Source organism: Aestuariimicrobium kwangyangense DSM 21549, from assembly GCF_000421525.1.
Lineage (GTDB): Bacteria > Actinomycetota > Actinomycetes > Propionibacteriales > Propionibacteriaceae > Aestuariimicrobium > Aestuariimicrobium kwangyangense.
This window is the reverse complement of record NZ_ATXE01000001.1, coordinates 219,534-237,419: the sequence shown is the minus strand read 5'-3', so window position 1 is coordinate 237,419 and position 17,886 is coordinate 219,534. Positions and strand designations below refer to the sequence as shown.

The window sequence follows — 17,886 nt, the reverse complement described above, 5'->3', positions numbered from 1 at the left end:
GGTGCGCGGCCTGCGGACAACAACTGGGGACCCGCGGTCACCCCATCGGATCAGAGGGGTCACCACACGTTGTCCACAGACATTGTCCACAACTGCGGGGTGATCTGTCACACCCGTGGTTGTGACCCTTGAAGGCGCTGGCGAGTACACACTCGGTCGCACCTGGGGGTTGAGCCCATGGCAGACACGGGCTGGTTCCGTGAACGCTAGTGACTGGACTGCCCGGCTGCAAGGCGAGACGCGAACATTTCCCGTTTCCACGGCGTGTCGACTGGACTACATGCGTGTAATTCTTTGCTGGTGGTTCGAGGTGGTCCGGTCGGTTTGCTCCGCGCCCAGCCGATTGCGTATCGTTGACCAGTCGCTGCCGAGCAGCGGCCTCTTCCCCCTGCGCCCGTCCGGGCGAGGTTCCACGACACACCTACGGAGCAATCCCGTGAGCAAGCGCACCTTCCAGCCCAGCAACCGTCGCCGCAGCCGCACCCACGGCTTCCGCACCCGGATGCGGACTCGTGCCGGCCGCGCCATCCTGGCCGCTCGCCGCCGCAAGGGCCGCGCCGAACTGTCCGCCTGAGTCGTCCGGTGTTGGCGGTTGCCGCGCGCCTGCGGGCGTCGGACGACTTCCGCCGCACGGTGCGCCAAGGTGTTCGGGTCGCGCGTCCCACGCTTGTCGTGCATGCACGCACGCATCACAGCCCTCCTGGAGTTCCTTCGACCCAGGTGGGCTTTGTTGTGTCCAAGTCCGTGGGCGGGGCCGTGGTCCGCAATCGCGTCAAGCGCCGACTGAGGCACCTGAGTCGTCCTCTCGTCGAGTCGTCGAGCGATCTGCACGTCGTGGTGCGGGCGCTCCCGGCAGCCGCATCCGCTTCGTCCGACACTCTCGCCTCAGACCTCGCCGGCGCCTGGCAGGCCACCGTGAGACGACTCTCCACCTCAACGCCCGCGCGGGGGACGGCACCGTGAGGCGCGTGCGGCCGATCACCTGGTTGCTGCTCGGCTTCATCAAGCTGTGGCGGCTGCTCATCTCGCCGCTCTACGGCAATGTCTGCAAGTACCACCCGTCGTGCTCGGCCTACGGGTTGAGGGCCGTCGAGGTGCACGGTGTCCTGAAGGGGTCAGGCCTCATCATCTGGCGCCTGCTGCGGTGCAATCCGTGGTCGGCGGGGGGATACGACCCCGTGCCGGGCACTCCTGAGGCGGCACAATGGAATCTTGAACAGCAGCAGAAGGCCGACCACGGCCCGACGCCGCACCCCGCCGAAGCATCGCGCGAACCCGCTGAAGCCACGATCCCAGGGCACTCGGACGCCGAGCCCACCACCGAACCATCAGGGGCACCACGCCCCACCACCACTGCACAACCTGAGGTGACTCTGTGACGTCGTTGATCAACATGGTGATTCTGCTCTCGATCTGGAGCAGCCTGCGCGACATCATCAGCGCCATGATGCAGCCCCTCTACTGGGCCGTGTCGGGTCTGGTGACCCTGTTCCATCGCCTGTGGCTCCCGGTCGTCGGCCAGCACGAGGGCTGGGCCTGGACGCTCGCCATCATCAGCCTGACCGTGGTGATCAGACTGGCGCTGATCCCCCTGTTCGTGCGCCAGATCAACTCCTCCCGCAACATGCAGCTGATCCAGCCCAAGGTGAAGGCGCTCCAGGAGAAGTACGGCAACGACCGCGAGCGTGCCGGCCAGGAGATGATGAAGCTGTACAAGGAGGAGGGCATCAACCCCGCCGCCTCCTGCCTGCCGCTGCTGTTGCAGATGCCCATCTTCCTCGCACTGTTCCGCGTGCTCGACGGCGCCTCCCGCGGCGTCCCTCGCGGTCAGTTCTTCCGCGACAACCCCGGTCTGATGGACTCGCTGCAGCACGCCAACATCTTTGGCGCCCAGTTGGCTGGCCGGTTCTGGCCGATCAGCAACGGGTTCGGCGCCACCCAGATCCTCTGCCTGGTGCTGATCGTGGCGATGACCGCCGTGCTCTTCCTCACCCAGCTGCAGCTCATGCGCAAGAACATGCCGCCCGAGGCCCTCACCGGTCCGATGGCGCAACAGCAGCGAATGATGCTCTACATGTTCCCGGTGATGTACGCCTTCGGTGGTGTCTACATCCCGATCGGCGTGCTCATCTACTGGTTGACGAGCAACCTGTGGACCTACGTGCAGCAGTGGCTGCTGATCCACCGCAACCCCTCCCCGAACACGCCCGCCTACGTCGACTGGCAGGAGCGCATGCGCGCCAAGGGGCTCGACCCCGACCAGATCGAGCGTGAGCGCCGTGAGAAGCGTCTCGGCAAGCCCAAGGTGGCCGACATGGCCATCAAGGTCGGCGAGGACGGAACCGAGACGGCAGCGGTGGCACGCCAGGGTGTGACGCGTCAGACTGTGCGTCAGACGACCCGCACCGACGGTCAGGGACGAACCGTCGTCACCCGCCAGCAGCCGAACCGCGCTTCGCGCTCGAAGCGCAAGAACTGAACCACTCCCCCACCGACACGGGCCGTCCGTGTCGAGGATCCTTCCGAGGCCACGGACAGTCGGCCGAGGTGCTGAACAGGAGAACCACATGACAGAGCAGCCGAGCCCGTTCGAGAGTGATCGGGTCGAGCCCGTCGAGGCGGGGTCCGCCGAGCCGGTGGAGTCGCCGGCTTCGCCCGCGTCCCCTGACTCGCCCGCGTCCCCTGACTCGCCCGCGTCCCCTGACTCGCCCGCGTCCCCTGACTCTGCCCCAGTCCCGGACGAGGACGCTGTCGCCCAGACCACCGACGCCGACCCGGACGCCGCTGACCGTGCCCAAGGGGATGACCAAGCGGACGAGGCCGTTGTCGGCCAGGAAGCCGCAGTGGCCGCTCCTGGGGACAAGGACGGGGACGGGGACGAGGACGAGGACGACGAGGAGTCGGGCGATGAACTCGACCAGGAGGGCGACATCGCCGCCGATTACCTCGAGGAGCTGCTCGACATCGCCGATCTGGACGGTGACATCGACACCTACACCGAGGGCGGTCGCGCCCACGTGTCGATCGTGACCGAGGCCGAGGTGCTGGTCGGCAAGGACGGAGAGGTGCTGGCGGCTCTCCAGGAGCTCTCACGCTTGGCGGTCATGACCGAGACCGGTCACCGTTCACGCCTGATGCTCGACATTGCGGGGCACCGCGAGAAGCGAGTCAAGCAGCTCAATGACATTGCCCAGGACGCCATCGCCGAGGTGAAGCAGAGCGGTGAGAAGGTGCGTCTCCAGCCGATGAACCCGTTCGAACGCAAGGTGGTGCACGACGCCGTGGCGGCCGCCGGTCTGACCAGCGAGTCCGAGGGCGTCGAGCCCAAGCGCTGCGTCGTCATCCAGCCAGCGTGAGACGGACCCTCGTGCAGCGTTCCCGGACCAGCCTGCGATGAGCGAGCAGTTCGATGGCAGCAGCCCCGATGCGTCAGCGTCGGGGCTGTCTGCTGAGCAAGTGGCGCAGTCCGTGTTCGGAGATCGATACAAATACATAAAGCTTTATGTAGACATATTGAGAAGTCGTGGAATCGAGTGGGGGCTGCTGGGTCCGCGTGAGGTCGACCGCCTCTGGGACCGGCATGTGCTCAATTCTGCGGCGCTGAGTTCGGTGATCGCCCAAGGTGTGTCCATGGCGGATGTCGGGTCCGGGGCTGGGCTGCCCGGCATCCCCTTGGCCATCTTGCGCCCCGACCTTGAGGTCGTCCTCGTGGAGTCGCTCCTGAGACGAGCGAACTTCCTCGAACTGGCCGTGGACGAACTGGGCCTTCGCGACAGGGTCACGGTTGTGCGCAGCCGGGCCGAGGACTGGAAGGTGACCGTCGACGTCGTCACCTGCAGGGCCGTCGCTCCCCTACCGAAGCTGTTGGCCTGGACGAAACATCTCTGGCTCCCCCAGGGCCGCCTGGTCGCGCTCAAGGGATCCTCGGTCGCAGACGAGGTGGATGAGGCCAGCCGACTGCTCGAGCGCCTGCACCTGACAGCAGAGGTGCTGGATGTGCGGGCCCATCCCGCAGCCGAATCAACGACGGCGCTGGTCGTCCACCGCTGACGTCACGCGGCGTGGTCTCGACACGCTCGCGCGCTCGCCCTTCCAGCGACGTGCTGTTGCACGTGGGTTGAGTAGTGGCGAGGAACGGGGCGCGTGTCGAGACCCTCGGTCTCGAGCCACTCCGTGGCTGTCCGCTCCACCAAGCGTGGCGGATTGCGCAAGCCGACTTCCTGAGGCGCGTTGCCCTTCGCCTGTCGGGGTTGCGGTCCACGGAACCTCTGCACGATCACGCTAGTCTGGGTGGGCCCCCTTCCCTATCGCAGGAGTTGTCGCGTGTCCGCTGATGTTTCACGTGAAACCACGACCCCACGCCGCGCCCTCCCGGTTGAACATGCACCACTCCCCCGCCCCACCAAGACCGTGCGGTTCGTGGTCGCCAACCAGAAGGGCGGAGTCGGGAAGACCACCACGACGGTGAACCTCGCATCGGCCTTCGCGGCCGGCGGATTGCGCGTCCTGGTGATCGACGTGGACCCCCAGGGCAACGCGTCCACGGCTCTGGGCGTTGAGCACTCCTCCGGGACACCGGGAACATACGAAGTACTGCTGGACGGCGACGACATCGCCTCGCATGCGGTCCCCTCGACCGAGGAGGGCCACCTCATGGTCATCCCGGCCACCATCGACCTCGCCGCGGCCGAACTGGAACTGGTCAACCTGCACGGTCGGGAACGCCGCCTGAAGCGCGCTCTCGATGCCTACCTGGCGACGCATGAGATCGATGTGGTCTTCTTCGACTGCCCGCCGTCGCTCGGTCTGCTCACGCTGAACGCGTTGGTGGCAGCGGACCAGATCATCGTCCCCATCCAGACGGAGTACTACGCACTCGAGGGTCTGACCCAGTTGATGAGGACCATCGAGCGGGTCAAGTTGGGTCTGAACGACCATCTCCGCCTGGGGGCCGTGCTGCTCACGATGTACGACTCCCGTACGAAACTCTCGCAGCAGGTCGCGGATGAAGTCATGAAGCACTTCGGGGAGCAGATCATTCACACTCCGATTCCGCGCTCGGTTCGGGTCGCGGAGGCGCCGAGCTTCGGCAGTTCGGTGCTCACCTATGATCCGAGCTCCGCGGGCGCGGAAGCGTACAAGCGCGCTGCGCGCGAGCTGGCAGAACGTCTTTCCGCCTGACGGCGACCAACCACACGAGGAGACCACCATGGCGAAGCCCAAGCAGACAGGCCTCGGACGGGGCCTGGGGGAGTTGTTCCGCCCCACTGACGACGCTGTTTCACGTGAAACGCGCGGCGACAGGGTCACTGATACCGGAGAGAACGGCGAGAGCGCGGCGCTGGCGGACGGTTCGCGGTACCTGGAGGTTCCGATCGAGTCGATCGTTCCCAATCCCAAGCAGCCGCGCAGCGTCTTCGACGAGGAGATGTTGCGCGAGTTGGCCGACTCGATCGGAGAGGTCGGCGTGCTGCAGCCAGTCGTCGTCCGCCACGTGGGAGACGGCTACGAGCTGATCATGGGGGAGCGACGCCTGCGGGCATCGAAGCTTGCCGGGCGGGAGTCGATCCCGGTCATCGTTCGCGGGACCGACGACACGGACCTGCTGCGAGACGCTCTCCTGGAGAACCTCCATCGTGCACAGCTGAACCCGCTCGAAGAGGCTGCCGCCTACCAGCAGATGCTGGAGGACTTCAATTGCACCCAGGATGAGCTCTCCCGCCGCATCAAACGATCTCGCCCGCAGATCTCCAACACGATCCGTTTGCTGAGGCTCCCGTCAGGAGTGCAGCGCCGAGTGGCGGCGGGTGTGCTCTCCGCGGGTCATGCCCGCGCTCTGCTGATGGTGGACGACGCGTCAACCCAGGAGAGGCTGGCCCAGCGCATCGTCTCGGAGGGGCTGTCTGTGCGCAGCACCGAGGAATTGGTGACTGTGGGGGAGGGCAAGGGCACCAGGTCGAGCCGTCCGCGAGGATCACGCGAACCGTCTGCGAAGGCGCTTGAGCTGTCGCGTGAGCTGAGCGATCACTTCGACACCCGGGTGAAGGTCGACATCGGCAAGAACCGCGGGAAGATCACCATCGAGTTCGCGAGCGAGGATGACTTGGAGCGGGTCATGCGAATCATCGAACGCGACTGAGGGAAGCGACTCGTCTTCATGTCGACAAAAACACTTAGTGCTTTACCGGTTGGATGACAAGCCGATCAATCGAGCGCGTTCAGCCCGTCGCTCCGTGGGACCAGCGCCAGCTTTGCCCGAACGTTCTTGGTCGCGTAGTGCTCTGCGACGAACGACAGGAACGGCACCGTGCCCGCCAGGGCGATCAGGATGAGACGGGTCCACGACCAACGAACGCGGCGGCCGACATTCACGGCGGAGATGATCAGGATCATGTACAGCCACCCATGGGGCACCCCGGTCCAGGTCACCACGCGGGCGTCGTCGGCCAGGTACTTCAGCGGAACACCCACACAGACGAGCACGACCAACAACACACCGACGACGTAGGCCATCACTCGGTAGAAGAGCAGCGACTTCCTGATCGCCGAGACGTCGTCCGGGTGGATGGAGTCGTCGTCCAGGTCGTCCACGTAGACCGCCCGCCCCCCGGAGGAGGCCGAACCGGGGACGAAGTCCTCGTCACCGGTGTGGGTCTGCAACTGCTCTTCGATCTGGTCGGGGGCTTCGTGCGAAGGATTGCTCACGTCCGACAGCGTACCCAGCCAGACGAAGCGGGCTGGAGGCTCATCCGTGGCCACGACACGCGAGGGACGCGCCGATCAGAGGCCCGTACGGCGGGCTCCGGCCTTCGCGGGGGCACGATCGACCGAACGTGCGATCACCACTGAGCCGATCACAGCGACTCCAGCGAACACCCACCACTGCAGCGCGTAGCCGGCGTTTCGGGTCGACTCCTCACCATCCGGCAGCGTGACCGCGGGGGTGGGTAGGCCGTTGAGGCGTGCGTCGGCTTCTCCGAGGCTCACGAAGCCGTTGACCATCGGGGTGGGCCAGGTCTGCACGAGGTCTGGAACACGGACGGCGGCGACGATGGGGGAGTGGCGTGCGTCCTGCAGGGGCAACGACCCTCTCACCGCGGATTCGGAGGGAAGGACGAGGCCCGTCTGCTTGATGGTCCCCGTCGGGGGCGCAGGAACGACCATCGAGGGCGAGGCCACGGAACCCCGGGCCACGGCCACGATGCGGCCGTCGGAGGTCTTGAAGGCCGTCAGGACGCGCAGCGGGTACTTCGTCCCGACGTAGACCTGCAACGAGGGCACGTACGAGCCGGTCAGGGTGACCTGCCGTCCGTAGAGCGCGTCGACGTTGGTGCCGGTGGCCTCGCTCTCCAGGGGTACCGCCGGTTGCGCGGCGCGGGCCTCGAGCGCCTGCTTGCCGTGGAGCCGGGCAGTGTCCATCTGCCAGACCCCCAACACCACCATCACCCCGGCGACCACCAGCCCCACCAGGATGATCATGGTCCGCTTGAGGAGCGTCGACACGCCGGTTGACGGGACCACCGCGCTCATCCGCGCGCCGCCGCACCTCGGACGAGCGCGCTGCACACCTCGCCCAGGTCTCGTCCAGCGGCGCTCAGAGCCAGTGGCACGGCAGAGGTCTCGGTCATGCCGGGAGCCACATTGCCCTCGATGAAGACGGGCTCGCCAGCGGAGTTGATCATGATGTCGATGCGACCAAGATCACGAAGCCCGAGGGCCCGGTACGCCGACAGGGCGAGCTCCGCGCAGGCAGCTGCCACCTCGTCCGGCACCTCGGCAGGTGTGACGAAGCGGGTCGACCCGGCCGTGTAGCGCGAGGCGTAGTCATAGACACCCGAGTCCGGACGGATCTCGACGGCAGGCAGCGCCTCCGCCTCGTCGCCCTCTCCGAGCACGGTCACGGTCACCTCGGTTCCCTCGATGAACTCCTCGACGACGGCGACCGAGCCGTAGGCATAGGCCGACACCATCGCCGAGGGCAGGTCGTCGATCAGCTCGACCTTGGAAGCGCCCAGGGCGGACCCGCTGCGAGCGGGCTTCACCATCACCGGGAGGCCCAAGGTCTCGCCGATGGCGTCGACCAGGGCAGCGGCGCCGAGTTCCCGGAAGATCTCGTGGGGGAGGGCCACCTGGCGCGGGGTCCGAACGCCGTGTGCTGCAACCACGGGGGTGGCGATCGACTTGTCGAACGTCACCCGGGATGAGGAGGCCGTGGCTCCGACGAACGGCACCCCCAGCAGCTGGAAGACCTCGCGCAGGGCCCCGTCCTCACCGACACCGCCGTGCAGCAGGGGGAAGACCACGGCGCCCGGGTGTGAGCGCACCAGGTCGACCACCCCGGCGTTGACGTCGGACTCGATCACCGTGTGACCGGCTTGGCGCAGCGCGATCGCGACCCGACGCCCCGACCGCTGCGAGACGTCCCGTTCGTGGCTCAGTCCGCCGGCCAACACGATCACATCGGGACGATCGGTCATGGTTCCTCCACTCATGGTGCTTCCTGACGGTTGGTGGTCGCTCACGCGAGGTCCGGTGCCGGACCGGGATCGATGCCGTGCCGCGCCGGGCGATGGACGCCGAACGTGCGCTGCAGGTCGAGTTCACGGTTCATCACCTCGGCGAGGCGGCGCACCCCCTCGCGGATGTCGGCCGGGGTCGGGTAGCAGAACGACAGGCGCATGTGACCCGACCCGAACCCGTCGGCGTAGAACGCGGTTCCCGGTGTGTAGGCCACCCTCGCGGTGACCGCCCGCGGCAGCATCGCCTGCGAGTCGAGACCATCGGGCAGGGTCACCCAGACGAAGAACCCTCCGGCCGGGTGCGTCCACGAGGTGCCCTCGGGCATGTACTCCTCCAGCGCAGCGAGCAGGGCGTCCCGCCGGGCGCGGTACATGTCCTTGAAGCTGACGATCTGCTGTTGCCAGTCATGGTCGTTCAGGTAGGCCGCGATGGCCAACTGGCTGAACACCGGCGGGCACAGCGTCGCCGACTCCTGGGCGAGGGTGATCTTCTCGCGGACCGCATGGGGAGCGAGCACCCAGCCCACGCGGAAGCCCGGTGCGAAGGTCTTGGAGAACGAGCCGAGGTAGAGCACCCGCTCGTCCTCGATGGACCGGATGGCGGGGATCGGCTCCGCGTCGAGTGACAGCAGGCCGTAGGGGTTGTCCTCCACGATCAGCAGGTCGAGTCGCCGGGCGAGGTCGACCAGTTCCGTGCGACGCTCCCAGGTCTGGGTGATGCCCGAGGGGTTGTTGTAGTTGGGGATCGTGTAGAGGAACTTCGGCTCCTTGCCCGCGGCCCGCACACTCGCGACCGCCGCCTCGAGGGCGTCGGGCTGCAGACCGTCGTCGTCCATCGCGACATGCACGACCTCGACCTGGTAACTGCGGAAGGTGGTCAGTGCCCCCACGTAGCTGGGTGCCTCGACGATGACAACGTCTCCGGGGTTGCAGAAGATCCTCGTCACCAGGTCGAGGGCCTGCTGGGAGCCGCAGGTCACCACCACGTCGTCGGGATGGGCGCGGATTCCCTCCAGCGCCATCACCTCGGTGATCGCCTCACGGATGACGGGCTCACCCTGCCCTGAGCCGTACTGCATGGCCTGGGCGCCCTTGGTCATGACCAGGTTCGACATCGAGCGTGCCACCACGTCGAGGGGCAGGTCTGCGATGTTGGGCATCCCCCCGGCCAGCGAGACCACCTCGGGGCGGTTGGCGACGGCGAACAGGGCCCTGACGGCCGAGGCCTGCATGCTGTGGGTGCGGTCGGCGTACTTGTCGACATAGTTGTCGAGACGGGTGTCCTGGCGACGCCCGGCGGCTGCGGCGGCGCCCCCACGAGGGGTCGACGCGGGCAGGGTCGTCAGGTCGTCGTCAGTCACATGTCCACTCTGCCGCATGAGTGAGCGACATACGATGGGCCTCGCGGGCTTGGGACGAGGAACCGTCCCGCCGTCGGAGGGGCCCGCAGATGGTTGGAACGGGAGGCACATGGTCAGGCGGATCAGCACGCTCACACCCGCAGATCTGGCCGATCTCCCCTCGTGCCCGGGTGATCACCTCGACGTGACCGTGGCGGAGCTCAGCTGGCCCCGGCTGGCGATGGATCGGTTGGGCATGTGCGGGGTGGCAGCCCACCAGTCGGGTGAGGTGGTCGCGTATGCCCTGGTGGCTCCCAGTTTCGCCGTCCCCGAGGGTCATCCCCTGGCGGCTCCGCCCCGCACTGCCGACGCGGCGGCGTTGTTGGCGCTGTGGGTGGACGACTCCTATGCGCGGCTGGGCTGGGGACGGCACCTGGTGCAGGCGCTGACCGCGCGCCTGACCGGGCAGGTGCGTTGCATCGAGGCGTCCGCGGCACGCACGGCGCCCACCTGTTGCGAACCGTCGGCAGAATTCCTCGGAGCGGTCGGATTCGTGCCCACCGACCTCCCGCGACGGCATCGGATCGACCTGAACCGCACCGTGGCCGTCGAGCCCCAGTGGCGCAAGGCGATGACGCGGGTGGCCGAGTGGGTGCAGCAGCCTCGTCCGGAGCCCTCAGGCGCGGGTGAAAGTCACCTCGGTCGGCAGCTCGACCGTGCGTGAGACGGTGCAGTCCTTCTCGTGACTCAGCTGGATCAGGCGGTCGACCATGCCGGCCGCCCGGCGTCCCTGTTCGTCATCGGGGAAGTCAACCGTGAACGAGACCTGCACGTCGGTCAGCATCGCCGCACCGTTCTCGTCCTTGGACTTCTCGGCCGAGGTGGTCACCTGGAAGGTGGTCGGCTCCGATCGGCGCGACGTGACGAGGTCGACGTCGACCGACGAGCACCCGGCGATCGCCGCGAGCAGGAGTTCGACGGGCGTGAACTCCCCAGTGCCACCCGAACCGAACTCGAGGCTGCCGCCGCGGGAATTGGTGGCGCGATATCGCCCCTTCTCGATCCGGGTCAGGTCGATGCTGCGCCGGTTGCTGGCGGTCTGGTCGTTGGTCATCGGGACTCCTGTCGGTCGGTCATCTGGCCACCTGGGCGGCGACGTTGTCGGCGAGTGCGAGCAACTCGGTGCGGGTCGTGTCGCCCACGGCGACGGTCAGGATTACGGTGTCGTCACGCTGGATCGCGCAGCCCTCGGTGTTGAAGTCGCCGGAGAAGCCGCACAACGCCTCTCCCTGCGGGGTGACCGCGTTCATGTTCGCCACGGTCATGAATTCCTTGAGGTTCTTGTACGGGCGGCTCATCAGTACGACAGCCGCCTGCCGCCCCTCCTTGGAGTAGCGAGCCGAGATGGTGGTCTTGCCATCCGTCCCCAGACTGGGGGTCGCCCCCTCGGAGGCATCACGTGAATAGGCCCCGACCGTGACCGGCAGCTCCAGCGCCCAGGTTGCCCGGGGTGGGGGAGGGGTGACCGTGGTCGTCTGGGTCGCCGTCGGCGTCCACCGGTTGACGAGATAGGCCCCGGCGGCTGCCACCAGGGCGAGCACGACCGTCGCGACCAGCATCACGGCCAGTGTGCGGCGGCGGTTCGGCTCCTCCTCCCGCAGCGCACGCGCGGGACGCCGCCTCCGTCCGCCCAGCGGCGCTGGACGCACCGACGGCACGGGTCGGACGAGGGGAGGCTCACCACCGCCGGAGCGGTGACCGGGTTCGGCCATCGTCAGTTGACGAACTCGTCCAACAACTTGACGAGGGCATTCCTGGTCTTGCCCCCGGTGACCTGCTTGACGACCTGGCCGTCGACGAAGACCTGGAGGGTGGGCAGGCTCATGACGCCCTGCGACGCCGGCACCACCGGGTTGGTGTTGGTGTCCATCTTCACGAACGACACCCGGTCACCGAACTCCGCCGACAGCTCGTCGAGGATGGGGGACATCTGCTTGCAGGGGGAGCACCAGTCGGCCCAGTAGTCCACCAGCACGGGCTTGGCCGACTTCAGCACGGTCTGCTCGAAGGTCTGGTCGGTGACCTCGGTGATGTTCGACATCGGATTCCTTCCGGAGGATGGGGGAGGGGAGCCGGGAGTGGTGTGTCCCAGTCTGCCCAGTGAGTCTGTCAAGTGAGTCTGTCAAAACCGGGGGCGACCTCGACGAAGACCGAAGCCGCCCGACGTGGCGGAAGCCCTCAGGCGAGGGCGGCGTCGTGCAGGTCCGCGAGGAACTTCTCGGCGTCCAGGGCAGCCTGGCAGCCCGAACCGGCAGCCGTGATCGCCTGGCGGTAGGTGTGGTCGACCAGGTCACCGCACGCGAAGACCCCGGTGAGGTTCGTGCGGGTACTGGGGTGCGCGACCTTGACGTAGCCGGCGTCGTCGAGGTCGACCTGCCCCACGAAGAGCTCGGAGCGGGGGTCGTGGCCGATCGCCTCGAAGAGCCCTTGCACCTCGAGCTGTCGTGTCTCACCTGTCCTGGTGTCGCGCAGGGTCAGCGACTTGAGCGAGCCCTCTCCCTGCAGGTCGACGATCTCGGAGTTCCAGGCCATGTCGATCTTGGGGTCGTTCGCGACCCGGTCAGCCATGATCTTCGAGGCGCGGAGTTCGTCGCGACGGTGGATCAGGGTGAGGTTCTTGGCGAAGCGGGTGAGGAAGGTGGCCTCCTCGGCGGCGGAGTCACCACCGCCGACGACCGCTATCTCCTTGTCCTTGAAGAAGAAGCCGTCACAGGTGGCGCACCAGCTGACGCCTCGGCCCGAGAAGGTGTCCTCGGCTGGGATGCCGAGTCGGCGGTAGCCCGAGCCGGTGGCGAGGATGACGGCGTGGGCGCGGTGGACGGTGCCCTCACCGTCGGTGACCAGCTTGACGGGGCCGGTCAGGTCGACCTCGGTGACGTCATCGGTGATGACCTCGGCGCCGAACCGCTCGGCCTGGGCGCGCATGTTCGCCATCAGTTCCGGGCCCATGATGCCGTCGGTGAAGCCGGGGAAGTTCTCGACCTCGGTGGTGTTCATGAGCGCGCCGCCGGCATCGGTCGAGCCCTCGATCACGAGCGGCTTCAACTGCGCCCGGGCCGCGTACACGGCAGCGGTCCAGCCAGCTGGTCCCGATCCGATGATGATCACGTCGCGGATGTCGTCGCTCATGTGGAGGTTCCCTCAGGGTCGTTGGTGCCGTGGCGGAGGGCCGCGGTGGATGCGCGGATGCGCGCATCAGTCTACTGAGGCCAACACCTTGTCGTGGCCCCTCATTCCCCGGCGCTCGACAGCGCGTATTGTTCCCGCTGCTGGCGCATGTTCGCGCTGCCAACCGCGCCAATCGGGGCACACCAGAGGCCTTCTCGTCACGCCAGGTGACGGCGAGGCGGCTCACGTGCCCCATCTGGCGCGGATCCCCCCGTTGCCCCGATCCCACACACCCGATCCCACACACCCGATGCCACCCATCCAGGGTGCCGCCCTCTGACAGGAGCCCGATGACCACATCGGCCGGACGAGCCACCCTCAAGCAGGTGGCCGAGCGCGCGGGGGTGTCGTTGGCCACCGCGTCGCGAGCCATCAACGGTTCAGGGACCCGGCAGGTGAACCCGGAACTGGCTGAGAGGGTGCTGCAGGCCGCCGCCGAGCTCGACTACGTCGTCAACGTGCAGGCCCAGGCGATGGCGCGGGGGCGGACGAACGTGCTGGGGCTGGTGGTGGCCGACATCGTCGATCCCTACTTCGCCACGATTGCCTCGGGTGTGATCGCCGAGGCCTCCGCGTCGTCATGCCTGGTGAACCTGGCCATCACCGACCGGTTGCCCGAGCGCGAGCAGGAGTTCCTGCGCATGTTCGGTGCCCAGCAGGTGCGGGGTGTGGTGCTGGCGGGGTCCAGGGCCATCGACGCCTCGCTCAACGAGGCCCTGATCGAGCAGGTGCAGGCCGTCGAGGCCAGTGGGGGACGGGTCGTCAGTCTCGGCCAGTCGATGCTGGGTGGTGACGCCGTGGTGATCGCCAACCGGGAGGGCGCCGCCGATCTCGCCGCCGCACTGCTCAACCTGGGGCACCGACGGTTCGGGATCCTCGCGGGCCCCGAAAACCTGCACACCCCGGTCGACCGCACCCAGGGATTCGTCGACACCGTGGTCGCTGCCGGGGCTCCCGCCCCTGTGGTGGTGCACTCGGCGTTCAGCCGTGACGGTGGCTCGTCGGCGATGGAGACCCTGCTGGCCGAGCACGGGCCGGGTTCGGCCACGTCCGATCCTGTCACCTGCGTGTTCGCCGCCGCGGACGCGCTGGCCGTGGGGGCCCTGACGGCCTGCCGTGAGGCCGGGGTCGGGGTGCCCGACCAGATCTCGCTCGCCGGTTTCGACGACGTGCCCACCCTGCGTGACATCCATCCGCACCTGTCGACGGTGGCGTTGCCCATGTTCGAGGCCGGACGAGCAGCCGCCGCCCTCGCGCTGCAGCCCTCGATCGGGGCACCGCGCACGGTGCCGATCACCGGCCGGGTCGTCCTCCGACAGAGCACCCGGACGCTCGTCCGCGATTGACCCGCACGGCCGGTGGACACCTTTGGCCGAACCTGTTGTGTCGACGCGATGCTTCTCGTTAGGCTGTCGGTAAGCGCTTTCCCACAGCGGAGGGCCACCGGAACCAGGGAGCAGCATGGTCACCAGAGTCGGCATCATCATGAACGGCGTCACCGGACGCATGGGGTACCGCCAACACCTCGTCCGTTCGATCCTCGCCATCCGTGAACAGGGCGGCGTCGCCCTCGCCGACGGCACCCGTCTGATGCCCGACCCGATCCTGGTGGGGCGCAATGCCGACAAGCTCGCCGAGATCGCCGGCAGGCACGGGATCGAGCGGTGGACGACCGACCTCGACGAGGCGTTGGCCACCGACGACGAGATCTACTTCGACGCGCAACTGACCAACGTGCGCGAGCAGTCCCTGCTCCGCGCCATCGCCGCGGGCAAGGACGTCTACACCGAGAAGCCGATCGCCGAGTCGCTCGAGGCCTCGCTCCGGCTCGCCCGCGCGGCCGAGCAGGCCGGGGTGCGGGTGGGCGTGGTGCACGACAAACTGTTCCTGCCCGGGCTGCGCAAGCTCCGTCGCCTGGTCGAGGGCGGGTTCTTCGGTCGCGTTCTCTCGGTGCGGGGTGAATTCGGCTACTGGGTCTGGGAGGGCGACTGGCAGACCGCCCAGCGTCCGTCGTGGAACTACCGGTCCGAGCAGGGCGGTGGGATCGCGGTCGACATGATGCCGCACTGGAGCTACGTGCTCGAGAACGTGTTCGGTAGACCCATCACCGCCATCACCGCACGGGTCGCCACTCACATCCCCGAACGTGTCGACGAGCAGGGGTGCCCTTACCAGGCCACTGCCGACGACGCGGCCTACGCCCTGATCGAGTTGGCCGGAGGCGTCGTCGTCTCCCTCAACTCCTCCTGGGCGGTGCGCGTGCACCGCGACGAACTGGTCGAGTTCCAGGTCGACGGCACCGAGGGCTCGGCCGTCGCGGGGCTGCACCAGTGCGTCGTCCAGCACCGTTCGGTCACCCCCAAACCCGTCTGGAATCCCGACGTGGCCGAACCCATGCCCTTCCGGGAGCAGTGGTCGCAGGTGCCCGACAACGAGGTCTTCGACAACGGCTTCAAGGCGCAGTGGGAGCAGTTCCTCAAGTCCCGGGCGGGGGAGGGTGAGCATCCCTACGACTTCATGGCCGGGGCCCGCGGGGTCCGTCTGGCCGAGGCCGCGCTGCAGTCCCACGCTGAGGGTCGCCGGATCGAGCTGGGTGACCTGCGACTCGATGCCGGGAACGACCTGCTCGACCGAGTCGGCGCCTGACGATGGGCGTACGGCTCAATCTCCCGCGGGCCGACGGGAGTCTGGAACGGGTCACCCTCGGCGATCCGCGGGGCTGGGTGGTGCCCACCGCACCGTTCCGGACGAGGGTCGCGTTCGCCGCGGCCCATGTGGTGGCCGACCCCTACGGTGACAACACCCCGGGTGCACCGGCAGTCGTCGACTGGGAGTCGACGCTGGGCTTCCGCCGGCACCTGTTCCGCCACGGCCTGGGCGTGGCCGAGGCGATGGACACCGCCCAACGAGGCATGGGACTCGACTGGGCGACCACCCGGGAGCTCGTCAGCCGGTCGTCGGACGAGGCCAGGCTGGCCGGGGCGCGGATCGCAGCCGGGGTGGGTACCGACCAGCTCACCGGCCCCGCCCGCTCGGTCGGCCAGGTGCGCGACGCCTACCTCGAGCAACTCGAGTTCGTGGAGTCCACGGGGGCGCAGGCGATCCTCATGGCCTCACGGCAGCTGGCCGCCGTGGCCCGTGACGCCGACGACTACCTGCGCGTCTACTCCGACCTGCTCGACCGCGCCGACCAGCCGGTCGTGCTGCACTGGCTCGGGCCCGCGTTCGACCCGGTGCTGGCGGGGTACTGGGGTTCGTCCGAGGTCGGTGACGCCACCGCGACCGTGCTCGACCTGATCCGCAGCCGACCCGAGAAGGTCGACGGCATCAAGGTCTCCCTGCTCGACGCCGACCACGAACGAGGGCTGCGCGCTGCGCTGCCGACCGGCGTCAGGCTCTACACCGGTGACGACTTCAACTACCCGGAACTGATCAAGGGGGAGGGGGGTCACCACTCCGACGCCCTGCTCGGCATCTTCGCCGCCATCGCACCCGCTGCGGCGACGGCCCTGGCCGCCCTGGACGAGGGGGACGAGGACGCCTACGACCACGCGCTCGCGGCCACCGTGCCCCTGTCGCGCCACATCTTCTCGGCACCGACCTACCACTACAAGGCGGGGATCGCCCTGCTCAGTTGGCTCACCGGCCACCAGCCCTCGTTCACCATGGTGGGGGGACTGCAGTCGGCTCGCAGCCTGCCGCACTACGCCATCACGCTGGAGTTGGCCGCCGCAGCCGGGCTCATCCCCGACCCCGACCTCGCGGCCCACCGGTTCGCCCGGCTCGCCGCCGTGCAGGGCATCGACCTCGACATCCAGCCGGCCGGCGGGGCGCGATGACCGGGCTCGAGCGGCTCTCGCTCAACCAGAAGACAACCAACACGCTCACCCTGCCCGAGGCGATCGAACTGTGCGTCCGGCAGGGCCTGGGGTCGATCGGGGTCTGGCGTGAGCCGCTGGCCGAGATCGGTGTCGACCGCGCCCGCAGGCTGTTGGAGGGGGCCGGGCTACGGGTGTCGTCCCTGTGCCGGGGTGGCTTCCTCACCTCGGACGACCCGGAGGAGCGCCGCCGCGCCCTCGACGACAACCTCAGCGCGATACGCGACGCGGCCGCCATCGGGGCCCCGACCCTGGTGATGGTGGTGGGCGGCCTGCCGGCTGGTTCGAAGGACCTGGACGGTGCCCGCGATCGCATGGCCGAGGGGATCGCCGCGCTCGCTCCCGCTGCGGCCGATCACGGCGTCACCCTGGGGCTCGAGCCGATGCACCCCATCTTCGCGGCCGATCGCGGGGTGCTCTCGACCTTGGGCCAGGCCCTCGAGCTGGCCGAGCAGTTCCCGGCCGACCGGGTGGGGGTGGTGGTCGACAGCTACCACGTGTGGTGGGATCCGGAGCTGGCCCGGCAGGTCAACCGCGCGGGTGAGCGGATCGTCAGCTTCCAGGTCTGCGACTGGGTGCTGCCCCTGGCCGCGGACACGCTGCTGAGCCGGGGGATGATGGGCGACGGCCACATCGACTTCGCCGCCCAGTGGCGCCTGGTCGAGCAGGCGGGCTACCGCGGCGACATCGAGGTCGAGATCTTCAATGCCGATGTCTGGGCCTCCGATCCCGACGAGGTCGTGGCCACCATGAAGCGGCGCTACCTCGACCTGGTGGTCTCCGGCCGCTGAGTTGCCGAAGTTCTCCGTGGCACCGCGGCGGACCGCCGGGCGGTGCATGTGCAGCGAGTGCATCTGAAACGGCCATCGCGTCCCGAACGGGACGCGAAAGCCCTCTCGGGTGCACTCGCTGCAGGTCATG

General features: G+C 68.1%; 21 protein-coding genes. 13 read left to right on the top strand and 8 right to left on the bottom strand.

The features are described from left to right. The first annotated feature begins 436 nt into the window (after positions 1-436). The 8 genes from rpmH (at position 437) to H507_RS0101095 (ending at position 6,139) form a co-directional block, all read left to right on the top strand. On the top strand, positions 437-574 hold the full coding sequence (gene rpmH, locus H507_RS0101125; protein ID WP_022908883.1) for a 50S ribosomal protein L34: 138 nt from the start codon (positions 437-439) through the stop codon (positions 572-574). Positions 575-582: 8 nt separating this feature from the next. Continuing rightward, positions 583-963: a ribonuclease P protein component gene (rnpA, locus tag H507_RS17550; RefSeq protein WP_022908882.1), complete on the top strand. Its 381-nt coding sequence runs from the start codon at positions 583-585 to the stop codon at positions 961-963. Between the two features lie 5 nt (positions 964-968). Next, a complete protein-coding gene (yidD, locus tag H507_RS18400) occupies positions 969-1,379 on the top strand; it encodes a membrane protein insertion efficiency factor YidD (RefSeq protein WP_425393299.1) in 411 nt (136 codons plus the stop codon). Between the two features lie 5 nt (positions 1,380-1,384). Continuing rightward, positions 1,385-2,479: a membrane protein insertase YidC gene (gene yidC, locus H507_RS0101115; RefSeq protein WP_026377601.1), complete on the top strand. Its 1,095-nt coding sequence runs from the start codon at positions 1,385-1,387 to the stop codon at positions 2,477-2,479. A gap of 364 nt (positions 2,480-2,843) precedes the next feature. After that, on the top strand, positions 2,844-3,356 hold the full coding sequence (locus H507_RS0101110; RefSeq protein WP_026377600.1) for a Jag family protein: 513 nt from the start codon (positions 2,844-2,846) through the stop codon (positions 3,354-3,356). 37 nt (positions 3,357-3,393) lie between these two features. Beyond that, entirely contained in the window at positions 3,394-4,050 is a 657-nt protein-coding gene (rsmG, locus tag H507_RS0101105) for a 16S rRNA (guanine(527)-N(7))-methyltransferase RsmG (RefSeq protein ID WP_022908878.1), read from the top strand. A 273-nt stretch (positions 4,051-4,323) separates the two neighbouring features. Beyond that, a complete protein-coding gene (locus tag H507_RS13835; protein WP_022908877.1) occupies positions 4,324-5,181 on the top strand; it encodes a ParA family protein in 858 nt (285 codons plus the stop codon). 28 nt (positions 5,182-5,209) lie between these two features. After that, complete coding sequence (locus H507_RS0101095) at positions 5,210-6,139, top strand: ParB/RepB/Spo0J family partition protein (protein WP_022908876.1); 930 nt, start codon at positions 5,210-5,212, stop codon at positions 6,137-6,139. 65 nt (positions 6,140-6,204) lie between these two features. Here H507_RS0101095 and H507_RS18135 read toward each other — a convergent pair whose 3' ends face one another. From H507_RS18135 to H507_RS0101075, 4 genes are all read right to left on the bottom strand, one after another. Then, entirely contained in the window at positions 6,205-6,705 is a 501-nt protein-coding gene (locus H507_RS18135; protein ID WP_245558801.1) for a DUF3817 domain-containing protein, read from the bottom strand. A 75-nt stretch (positions 6,706-6,780) separates the two neighbouring features. Further along, positions 6,781-7,530: an SURF1 family protein gene (locus tag H507_RS13825; RefSeq protein ID WP_051139593.1), complete on the bottom strand. Its 750-nt coding sequence runs from the start codon at positions 7,528-7,530 to the stop codon at positions 6,781-6,783. After that, positions 7,527-8,492, bottom strand: a complete 966-nt coding sequence (locus H507_RS0101080) for a D-alanine--D-alanine ligase family protein (protein ID WP_245558800.1) — start codon at positions 8,490-8,492, stop codon at positions 7,527-7,529. The genes H507_RS13825 and H507_RS0101080 overlap by 4 nt, the downstream gene beginning before the upstream one ends. A 26-nt stretch (positions 8,493-8,518) precedes the next feature. Next, positions 8,519-9,898 (bottom strand): aminotransferase-like domain-containing protein, encoded by a 1,380-nt coding sequence (locus H507_RS0101075; protein ID WP_084707579.1) that lies wholly within the window; start codon positions 9,896-9,898, stop codon positions 8,519-8,521. On the opposite strand from H507_RS0101075, the gene H507_RS0101070 reads away from it, so the two are divergent. Further along, the gene (locus tag H507_RS0101070) at positions 9,897-10,583 is read left to right on the top strand and encodes a GNAT family N-acetyltransferase (protein ID WP_157438835.1); all 687 of its coding nucleotides are present in this window, start codon (positions 9,897-9,899) and stop codon (positions 10,581-10,583) included. The genes H507_RS0101075 and H507_RS0101070 overlap by 2 nt on opposite strands. Here the strand turns inward: H507_RS0101070 and H507_RS0101065 are convergent. The 4 genes from H507_RS0101065 to trxB form a co-directional block, all read right to left on the bottom strand. Beyond that, on the bottom strand, positions 10,536-10,973 hold the full coding sequence (locus H507_RS0101065) for an OsmC family protein (RefSeq protein WP_022908870.1): 438 nt from the start codon (positions 10,971-10,973) through the stop codon (positions 10,536-10,538). The two genes, H507_RS0101070 and H507_RS0101065, sit on opposite strands and share 48 nt — an antisense overlap. Before the next feature lie 19 nt (positions 10,974-10,992). Next, positions 10,993-11,478: a hypothetical protein gene (locus tag H507_RS0101060; protein WP_026377597.1), complete on the bottom strand. Its 486-nt coding sequence runs from the start codon at positions 11,476-11,478 to the stop codon at positions 10,993-10,995. 155 nt (positions 11,479-11,633) lie between these two features. Further along, positions 11,634-11,960 (bottom strand): thioredoxin, encoded by a 327-nt coding sequence (gene trxA, locus H507_RS0101055; protein ID WP_022908868.1) that lies wholly within the window; start codon positions 11,958-11,960, stop codon positions 11,634-11,636. A gap of 137 nt (positions 11,961-12,097) precedes the next feature. Continuing rightward, positions 12,098-13,048 (bottom strand): thioredoxin-disulfide reductase, encoded by a 951-nt coding sequence (trxB, locus tag H507_RS0101050; protein ID WP_022908867.1) that lies wholly within the window; start codon positions 13,046-13,048, stop codon positions 12,098-12,100. A 329-nt stretch (positions 13,049-13,377) separates the two neighbouring features. Between trxB and H507_RS0101045 the strand changes: the two genes are divergently transcribed. The 4 genes from H507_RS0101045 to H507_RS0101030 all read left to right on the top strand — a co-directional run bounded on the left by H507_RS0101045 (position 13,378) and on the right by H507_RS0101030 (position 17,756). Continuing rightward, complete coding sequence (locus H507_RS0101045; RefSeq protein ID WP_022908866.1) at positions 13,378-14,433, top strand: LacI family DNA-binding transcriptional regulator; 1,056 nt, start codon at positions 13,378-13,380, stop codon at positions 14,431-14,433. A 115-nt stretch (positions 14,434-14,548) separates the two neighbouring features. Beyond that, positions 14,549-15,733, top strand: a complete 1,185-nt coding sequence (locus H507_RS0101040) for a Gfo/Idh/MocA family protein (RefSeq protein WP_022908865.1) — start codon at positions 14,549-14,551, stop codon at positions 15,731-15,733. Between the two features lie 2 nt (positions 15,734-15,735). Continuing rightward, a complete protein-coding gene (locus H507_RS0101035) occupies positions 15,736-16,926 on the top strand; it encodes a dihydrodipicolinate synthase family protein (protein ID WP_022908864.1) in 1,191 nt (396 codons plus the stop codon). Then, entirely contained in the window at positions 16,923-17,756 is an 834-nt protein-coding gene (locus H507_RS0101030) for a sugar phosphate isomerase/epimerase family protein (RefSeq protein WP_022908863.1), read from the top strand. The genes H507_RS0101035 and H507_RS0101030 overlap by 4 nt, the downstream gene beginning before the upstream one ends. Positions 17,757-17,886: the final 130 nt, after the last annotated feature.

Bases quoted from the DNA above. Each gene is read 5' to 3' on its own strand.
- H507_RS0101045 (WP_022908866.1), top strand. From the start codon at position 13,378: ATGACCACATCGGCCGGACGAGCCACCCTCAAGCAGGTGGCCGAGCGC.
- H507_RS0101035 (WP_022908864.1), top strand. From the start codon at position 15,736: ATGGGCGTACGGCTCAATCTCCCGCGGGCCGACGGGAGTCTGGAACGG.
- H507_RS0101095 (WP_022908876.1), top strand. From the start codon at position 5,210: ATGGCGAAGCCCAAGCAGACAGGCCTCGGACGGGGCCTGGGGGAGTTG.
- rsmG (WP_022908878.1), top strand. From the start codon at position 3,394: ATGAGCGAGCAGTTCGATGGCAGCAGCCCCGATGCGTCAGCGTCGGGG.
- H507_RS0101060 (WP_026377597.1), bottom strand. From the start codon at position 11,478: ATGCTGGTCGCGACGGTCGTGCTCGCCCTGGTGGCAGCCGCCGGGGCC.
- H507_RS0101040 (WP_022908865.1), top strand. From the start codon at position 14,549: ATGGTCACCAGAGTCGGCATCATCATGAACGGCGTCACCGGACGCATG.
- H507_RS0101070 (WP_157438835.1), top strand. From the start codon at position 9,897: ATGAGTGAGCGACATACGATGGGCCTCGCGGGCTTGGGACGAGGAACC.
- H507_RS13825 (WP_051139593.1), bottom strand. From the start codon at position 7,530: ATGAGCGCGGTGGTCCCGTCAACCGGCGTGTCGACGCTCCTCAAGCGG.
- H507_RS0101075 (WP_084707579.1), bottom strand. From the start codon at position 9,898: ATGCGGCAGAGTGGACATGTGACTGACGACGACCTGACGACCCTGCCC.
- trxA (WP_022908868.1), bottom strand. From the start codon at position 11,960: ATGTCGAACATCACCGAGGTCACCGACCAGACCTTCGAGCAGACCGTG.
- H507_RS0101030 (WP_022908863.1), top strand. From the start codon at position 16,923: ATGACCGGGCTCGAGCGGCTCTCGCTCAACCAGAAGACAACCAACACG.
- H507_RS0101080 (WP_245558800.1), bottom strand. From the start codon at position 8,492: ATGAGTGGAGGAACCATGACCGATCGTCCCGATGTGATCGTGTTGGCC.
- H507_RS0101065 (WP_022908870.1), bottom strand. From the start codon at position 10,973: ATGACCAACGACCAGACCGCCAGCAACCGGCGCAGCATCGACCTGACC.
- trxB (WP_022908867.1), bottom strand. From the start codon at position 13,048: ATGAGCGACGACATCCGCGACGTGATCATCATCGGATCGGGACCAGCT.